The sequence below is a fragment of the Psychrobacter sp. genome, from assembly GCF_049295055.1.
Lineage (GTDB): Bacteria > Pseudomonadota > Gammaproteobacteria > Pseudomonadales > Moraxellaceae > Psychrobacter.
The window spans coordinates 1-6858 of sequence record NZ_JBAQQF010000032.1 but is presented as its reverse complement, the minus strand read 5'-3'; the positions used below and the strand labels follow the sequence as shown (position 1 = coordinate 6858).

Below are 6858 nucleotides of genomic sequence, written 5' to 3'. Positions count from 1 at the left end.
TTTTTCTTGTCAGACTTATCTTTCTTGTCAGACTTATCTTTCTTGTCAGACTTATCTTTCTTGTCAGACTTATCTTTCTTGTCAGACTTATCTTTCTTGTCAGACTTATCTTTCTTGTCAGATTTATCTTTCTTGTCAGAATTTACAACATTTTTCTTAGAAGATTCTAATAGATCACTATCGATCTCTTTGTTATTTAAAGAATTATTTGACATAATTTTTACCCTTATTTATAACACTATGTAGAATATCTTGATACTCGATACTATGCTAGCACTGTTATTTAGTCAACGTGTTGATACAAATATACATCCCAAAGCTTTACTCTATTGACATGATTATTCATATAACAAATAGATTTTCAATCAAGAAAATACTATCAAATAATTTTTTTAGGACAAATCTTTTAACTGTTATTAAGTGGAATAGCGTAAGGCTGATAGTATTAAAAAAGCTATTTTAAAATGCCTAAATAAATTATTAATGATATTTTAGGCTACCTCTGTATAAATTAATAAAAAAACCAACACTCGCTTACGCAAATGTTGGCCTATTTCTTACTTGACTTAATTACAGAGGATTTTGTGCGAAGTATCGTTCTAGATTATTAACATCTGTTGCAGGACGTGGCTTACGGAAGCTTTCAACAATACCATTATAAAGCTGATCTTTCGGTGCTTTATGAAATTTATTGAGCTCAGGATCCATGTACGGCAGTCGCTGTTTGCGTTGGAGATATTGATGCAACTGCCCAGTAATGGGTTGCATACCAAAATCATAGCCTGCCCAAGAGCTGTCATGACTGCCCCAGTGATGACCAAATTCATGCCCAATCAAACCGACATCTGTATTGAAATAATGTGCATAGAACAACCAAGTGTCATTTCCCAATATATCTCCACCACCTAAACCGCCACCAATGGTAGTAATGCCTAAGCGAATATCGCCACGATTCATTATTTGATTAAAATACTGGGTATATTGTTGAGGCGTGAAATAGCCATCATTGCCAACAATTGGACCTGCATTGCCAAAGAAATCAATTCCCATAATTTTTTTCTGATTAAACCAGATATGTTCAAATTCAGGACTGTTTAACATGTAAGCAAAATTGGTCATCATGATGACCCACTCACGTGCATAGACAGGATTAATTTTCTCCCACTGACCATCTGCTTGAGAGTATTTACCGAAGGAGATGCCCCATTTTGATTTAATAGTGGCCAGTTTTTGCACCAATGGATCTGTCTTAGACACTACTTTAATATCTAATAAATCAACTGGTAACTGCTTAAATTGGTTTAAGCCTGCTAATTGAATAGAGCCTTTACCATCCACCAAAGGATAACGATGTTGATCAGTAGTGTCCATATTCAGCTTAGTCTGACTAAAGGGCTGCAATTGATCCAAATGTGCGATAGTAAACCATTGATCAGTACCTTTTAATTTGGCTTGAATATCTAAATTACTAACCACAGCAGCACTGTAGCTCTGAAGCTGAATATTATCTCTTTCAACAGTCGCTGATAAAATATTATTGACTTTAAAATAGCGTAAGTTAGGGTTGGTTAAGGTATCCCAATCTTCGCCATCTTGTAACATATAGTTCTGGCTCAACGCCGCAGCCTGCTGTAATTGGGTAACATAACCCGTTTGATTCGACTGATATTGTTGAACAGTCTGTATCGGTAATATCGTTACTTTGCCACCACTTAACTGTAAAACCTTTTGTTGATTAACCACCATATCCTTGGCTTTGCTTAGGTTGGCGTAAGTGCTACTGTCTTCCAAACGATACGCTCTAAAACTGTCTTGCGCTTTAGGGAGGAAGTTTACTGCGCCTCTTAGCTCTTCTGGTTTGAAGCTTTCTACATGGCCACTGTTACGCGAGCCATAAAATAAACCATCATCGGCGGTATTAAAGATGTTGATACCCGGATTGGTTCGCTTTAAAGGAGCAATATCGTTTTCGGTTGCCCCTTGTTGAATCGTCGAGACGTCATATACATACACTTGACCATTATCGAAGCTTGCATACAGCAAATCATCAACTGCTTCTAAACGCATGTCACAGTAAATATCACCACAATTTGGTAGAGACAAACGCGCATGCTTCTTAGCTTTTAGAGAGTTGCTAGGTACAACGTCGCTTTGTTTCCAGACGTTAATACGATTATTAGTGTCAGCCACAAAAACATACTGATCGTTCGCAGCAACAGAAAGTGGATGTACAGTAACTAAATTTTGATCACCTGACCAATTATTTATGCCTAGAGACATAACGAATTGTGCTTCGCCCGTAGCAACATCAAAGATATCGACTCGATTTGAGGACAACGAGCTTGCATATAGACGGTCTTTATAAATACTAATATCTGATAAGCGATTCCAAGACTGCCCAATACCGCGTATATTTTCTGGTTGAATAGGAGCCAGTACATTTTTAGCGTTTAAGTCATAACGTAAGATATTAGACTTTCCACTATCATTAGCAATATATAAAATACCTTCTCTAGCGGCGATTGCTCTAGGACTCCAATTTTCTAAGGCAAACTGCGCTTTCTTTAATTCAGTCGCCCCATCTAGAAAACGCAAATTCTGAAGCAGTTCACGTTGCTCTGGTGCCGGTAGAATAACTGAGGGCGGAACAATTTCTGGTTTGGGAATTGGAAAAATAATTACCGGTGGCTTAACAGGCGTACTTGGTCCAATTGGTATCCAAGGAACACTTGTAACTGGCGGCTTAATAGGCGTACTTGGCCCAATTGGCGTGGCAGGAATAGTAGTTACAGCTGGCGGCGTTACTGCTGGTGGAGTCACTGCTGATGGAATATGATCAGTATCTTCACCACATGCAGAAAGCATGATTGATATCATCAAAATATTGAATATTTTTATTGAGCGCTTATGTGTTATTTTCATAATATCCCCCTAATTGAACAAGGAAACGAATATAACATTTATGTTAATGAATTGTATGTTATTTGTTCTAATAATAGGTCTATATTCTATCGATTTAGATTTTTATTAAGCTCTTCACTCTTCTGTTCTGTTCTGTTCTGTTCTGTTTAGTCTGCCGATGATCCTGCTATTTTTACACCACCGTATGTAACCAATATGACGCCGAGCGCTATTAATGAAGCACCCAAAAAAAGCCCTTCTGGTGGGCTTTCACCTTGTAAAAAAATAGCGACAGGCACACCGACTACCGCCCCTACTGATCCTAATAAGCTCAAAAGCACTGGACCACCCGTTTTTTGCAGTAAAAAAAGCAATAGAAATTGCCCAGCAAAAACGAATGCCTGCACGATGATTAAACCAAGCGGTAAAAGATCTACTATTGGAACAGTAAGTGAGTAATTAGGAACAAGGCTGACTAACCCAAGTAACCCTGAAGCGGCTATCAGCATACCGGGTGCAAGCGCGCTAGCAGAGAGATTGTTTGGCCAATACAACGTTCGGTAGATATTGCCAATAGCTAATAAAACAGGACCACAAAGGGTTAATATAATCCAAAACATACTCGCATCTGGTGCAGAAAACTTACGTGCCGCCAATACTCCGACTCCAGCAAGGGCTGCGACCACACCAAGCGCGCGAAGCTTGGTAAATTTCTCTATCCTCAGTACGATTGCTGCAAGATAAGTAAGCAGTGGCGGCAAGGAGATAATCAAAGCAACAAAACCTGCGCCGACATGCGGAATCGCTGAAAAGAAGATTAAATTAGAGGCTGCAATACTGACTAATGCTGCTATCAAATAATATTTAAGAGTGGGCTTACTTAAAGACGGTAACTCGTGACGTAGAAGCGCATAAGTGAACAAAATAAAAGCAGCGCCAGTGATTGACCAAAAAAGAAATGCCAGTGGCGTCAGACCAATCTCGCCTGCATATTTTGCTAAATTGGTAGAAATACCGATTAAGGCGCCACCTGCTAATAAACAAAGCAAAGGAATAAGCCACAATTTCTTATTGCCAAATACTCCTTGCTGCGCTGACGCACTCATCGCTTATCCTAGTCTTAAAACTGTCTTATTGTGATAAATAAGGTAAGTTACTGCTCACGCCAATGCAACCACAAACGGGTATCCAGCTCCAACTGATGATAATCCGGTTCCATATGACAGCATAATTGATAAAAAGCTTTGTTATGCTCTTGCTCTTTAAAATGCGCCAACTCATGCACGACAATCATCCGTAAAAACTCAGGCGGCGCCTCTTTGAATAAGCTTGCCACCGTGATGCTATTGTGCGATTTGAGTTTACTGCCTTGCACACGAGATTGATAAGTATGAATACCCAGCGCATGTTTGAGCACTGTGAGCTTACTGTTATAAGTCACTTGAGTCAGCGTGCTACTTTTACGCATATACTGACTTTTTATATCATTGATATAGTGATATAGGGCTTTATCACTTTGTATTTGATGTCTATCTGGATAATTTTTATCCAAATAATCGCCCAATCTGCCACTACTAATAAGCAAGGTGGCTTGGCTTTGAATTTGCTCAGAATAATGAGCAATATACTTTAATGTGGTCAATTTTTTATCCTTTATGCTCTACCCTATACATTGTACGGTATTAATATTTTTTTGCTCTGATAGATAACGCTCATTTTATTATTGAGCCATGGTCTTTATTTTAAAATAGACAATATGTTTAATCTATAGTCGAAATACTCTAAAAACTATAAAGTGCTGCTGAGATAAATTATCATACCTGTGTTTATTTTATTTTGACCTGAATGCATTTAATATTTGTGATTGCTGTCGTCTTTCATAAAACCATTCCATAGATTACCGACTTTCAGCGCCATAATAGCGGATCTTGAATAGATTACGACTATATTTATAATAAATCTCATAATAAGGTTGACAGCCCGTAACTACTTGGCTAAAATGTGCCCCACATAACGCGAACAAGACAAGCCATTGCGCTTATTAAAGCTTTTATAAAATTTGTCGTTATGACCATTTATTCTCCAATAGCTCAGTTGGTAGAGCAACGGACTGTTAATCCGTGTGTCCCTGGTTCGAGCCCAGGTTGGAGAGCCATATACTAAAAACCTTCATCACTTATTTGATGGAGGTTTTTTTATGGTCGGCATTTTTAGCTTTTGCCATTGCAAGATTAATATGGTTATTAATGCGGCTACGGTGTCCTTTTAGAAACTTTTGTTGTATGGTAAGGTTCACTGTAACTGAGTCAGTTTTTGTCTGAGAGTTTTATCTCTACTCACTAAAAGTAATGGTTTATTATGATACCTGTACGTATAAAAAATAAGTTTTCTGATCATCCGCAAAAAATTATGCGTCCAGTCAGTATTCGCTTATCTGAAGAAATGATTAGGCTACTAGAAGCCACCTCGTCAGAGCTGGGATTTAAGCGTATTCAAGGCTTGATTCGACTATATATTCGTCAAGGTCTAGATCGCGATCATCAAGACTATACGCTCGCATATGACGAGGTTTTTATTGAGACATTGCGCAAAAAAGGAGTGAGCCAGCGCATTATTGATGAGGCGATTGTGGTTACCCATAATAACAATATCACCCATCCATTGTCTGAGCTACAAGACAATAAGTAGCTTTTAAACCTTTAAACAATTAATGCTGTCAGTATTGATAAAGACTAAGCTAGCCTAATGGCGCTTGGTCTTTTTTTTGCAATCTGCAATATCATCTCTGCCTCGATTGGCTTATAAACCTGCTTCTATTTTTTAAAGCAAACTTCTTTGTTGCTACCTTAAAAACTTTGCTTCAAAACTTATTGTCTCACAAATCCTAATCTCAAATTACCTCACAAAGTCTCATCTCAAAAACGTCAGCGTGTATTGTCCGATAAATAAACATACACAACCCTCAGACGCGATAGATTAAGATAGCAGACATTAGTATCCATACAGGTTCAAAAGGAGGTATCAGATGATTGATTCATATAAACGTTTAAACAAAGTTGTGTTCTTGACCCTGACCTTAGCGATGCTGCCTGTCATCAATGGCTGCTCACAGCCGCCAGCTGATCCAAGTAAACAAACCATACCGACTGACTCTGATCAGTGGCAACAGAAACTCGGAGATACTTTTGAACGTTTACCAGAAAGTGATCGACAGCTTTTAAGCCGCTATATGCTGCGTATGAAACTCAGCGGTGCGTATGAATCAGGTGCTATGCCGCGCATTACGATTAAACAAGCGTTAGTCCAACAGCGTGAATATGAGCGCCTACATCCAAACAATCCTACAGGCAAAAAAAGTCCCATTGTGACCAGTCAAAAACTGGAAACTGCCAATGCCCTGAATTATCCTGTTGCCCTACTGCCCGTCAAAACCAGTGATAACGATAGCTTAAACCAAGTGAAGCTTCAGTTTATGCTTTCAAATCATGGCAAAGTGGCTATCGAAAGCTTCAAAGGCACACTGACCATGAAAGAAAAACGGTTGACCAAAAGCAAAAGCTTTAACGTGCCATTGACGCAGTTCGATCCGCCGATCGCCCCAGAACAGTCTGGAAAAATAATAATAGAAAGCAGTATCGAAGATATTAATGTCATGCGTGCCATTAAAAATAACACAGGGATTAGCATCGAGATTAGTGAAGGTACATTGGTTTTAGCGGATGGCCAAGAAATTAAGTTTGATGAGTCGTTAATGAAGTAAGAGGTATAATTTAGAGCGTTGATAAAAATCACTATAAAAAAGCCCCAATCATTGCTGATTGGGGCTTTTCGAATTTGGCGGAGACGGAGAGATTCGAACTCTCGAAGGGCTATGAACCCTTGTCGGTTTTCAAGACCGGTGCATTCAACCGCTCTGCCACGTCTCCATTTGTGCATCATTATAGCGATCTGAAATGA

At 38.8% G+C, this 6858-nt stretch carries 6 protein-coding genes and 2 tRNA genes; 3 read left to right on the top strand and 5 right to left on the bottom strand.

The genetic code is table 11. The annotated features are described in order from the left end of the window. From WAZ74_RS04110 to WAZ74_RS04095, 4 genes are all read right to left on the bottom strand, one after another. On the bottom strand, nucleotides 1–215 hold a 215-nt coding region (locus WAZ74_RS04110), incomplete at its 3' end, for a hypothetical protein (protein ID WP_422306087.1). 355 nt (nucleotides 216–570) lie between these two features. Next, complete coding sequence (locus WAZ74_RS04105; RefSeq protein WP_422306085.1) at nucleotides 571–2922, bottom strand: hypothetical protein; 2352 nt, start codon at nucleotides 2920–2922, stop codon at nucleotides 571–573. 146 nt (nucleotides 2923–3068) lie between these two features. Then, nucleotides 3069–4007: a DMT family transporter gene (locus WAZ74_RS04100; RefSeq protein WP_422306083.1), complete on the bottom strand. Its 939-nt coding sequence runs from the start codon at nucleotides 4005–4007 to the stop codon at nucleotides 3069–3071. A 47-nt stretch (nucleotides 4008–4054) separates the two neighbouring features. After that, nucleotides 4055–4543, bottom strand: coding sequence for a M48 family metallopeptidase (locus WAZ74_RS04095; RefSeq protein WP_422306081.1), 489 nt, complete (start codon nucleotides 4541–4543; stop codon nucleotides 4055–4057). Between the two features lie 437 nt (nucleotides 4544–4980). Between WAZ74_RS04095 and WAZ74_RS04090 the strand changes: the two genes are divergently transcribed. The 3 genes from WAZ74_RS04090 to WAZ74_RS04080 all read left to right on the top strand — a co-directional run bounded on the left by WAZ74_RS04090 (nucleotide 4981) and on the right by WAZ74_RS04080 (nucleotide 6661). After that, a tRNA-Asn gene (locus WAZ74_RS04090) sits at nucleotides 4981–5056 on the top strand. 203 nt (nucleotides 5057–5259) lie between these two features. Continuing rightward, on the top strand, nucleotides 5260–5589 hold the full coding sequence (locus WAZ74_RS04085; RefSeq protein WP_422306079.1) for a CopG family transcriptional regulator: 330 nt from the start codon (nucleotides 5260–5262) through the stop codon (nucleotides 5587–5589). 337 nt (nucleotides 5590–5926) lie between these two features. Beyond that, a complete protein-coding gene (locus WAZ74_RS04080; protein ID WP_422306077.1) occupies nucleotides 5927–6661 on the top strand; it encodes a hypothetical protein in 735 nt (244 codons plus the stop codon). Between the two features lie 75 nt (nucleotides 6662–6736). Here WAZ74_RS04080 and WAZ74_RS04075 read toward each other — a convergent pair. After that, nucleotides 6737–6827 (bottom strand) — tRNA-Ser (locus tag WAZ74_RS04075). Nucleotides 6828–6858 lie beyond the last annotated feature (31 nt).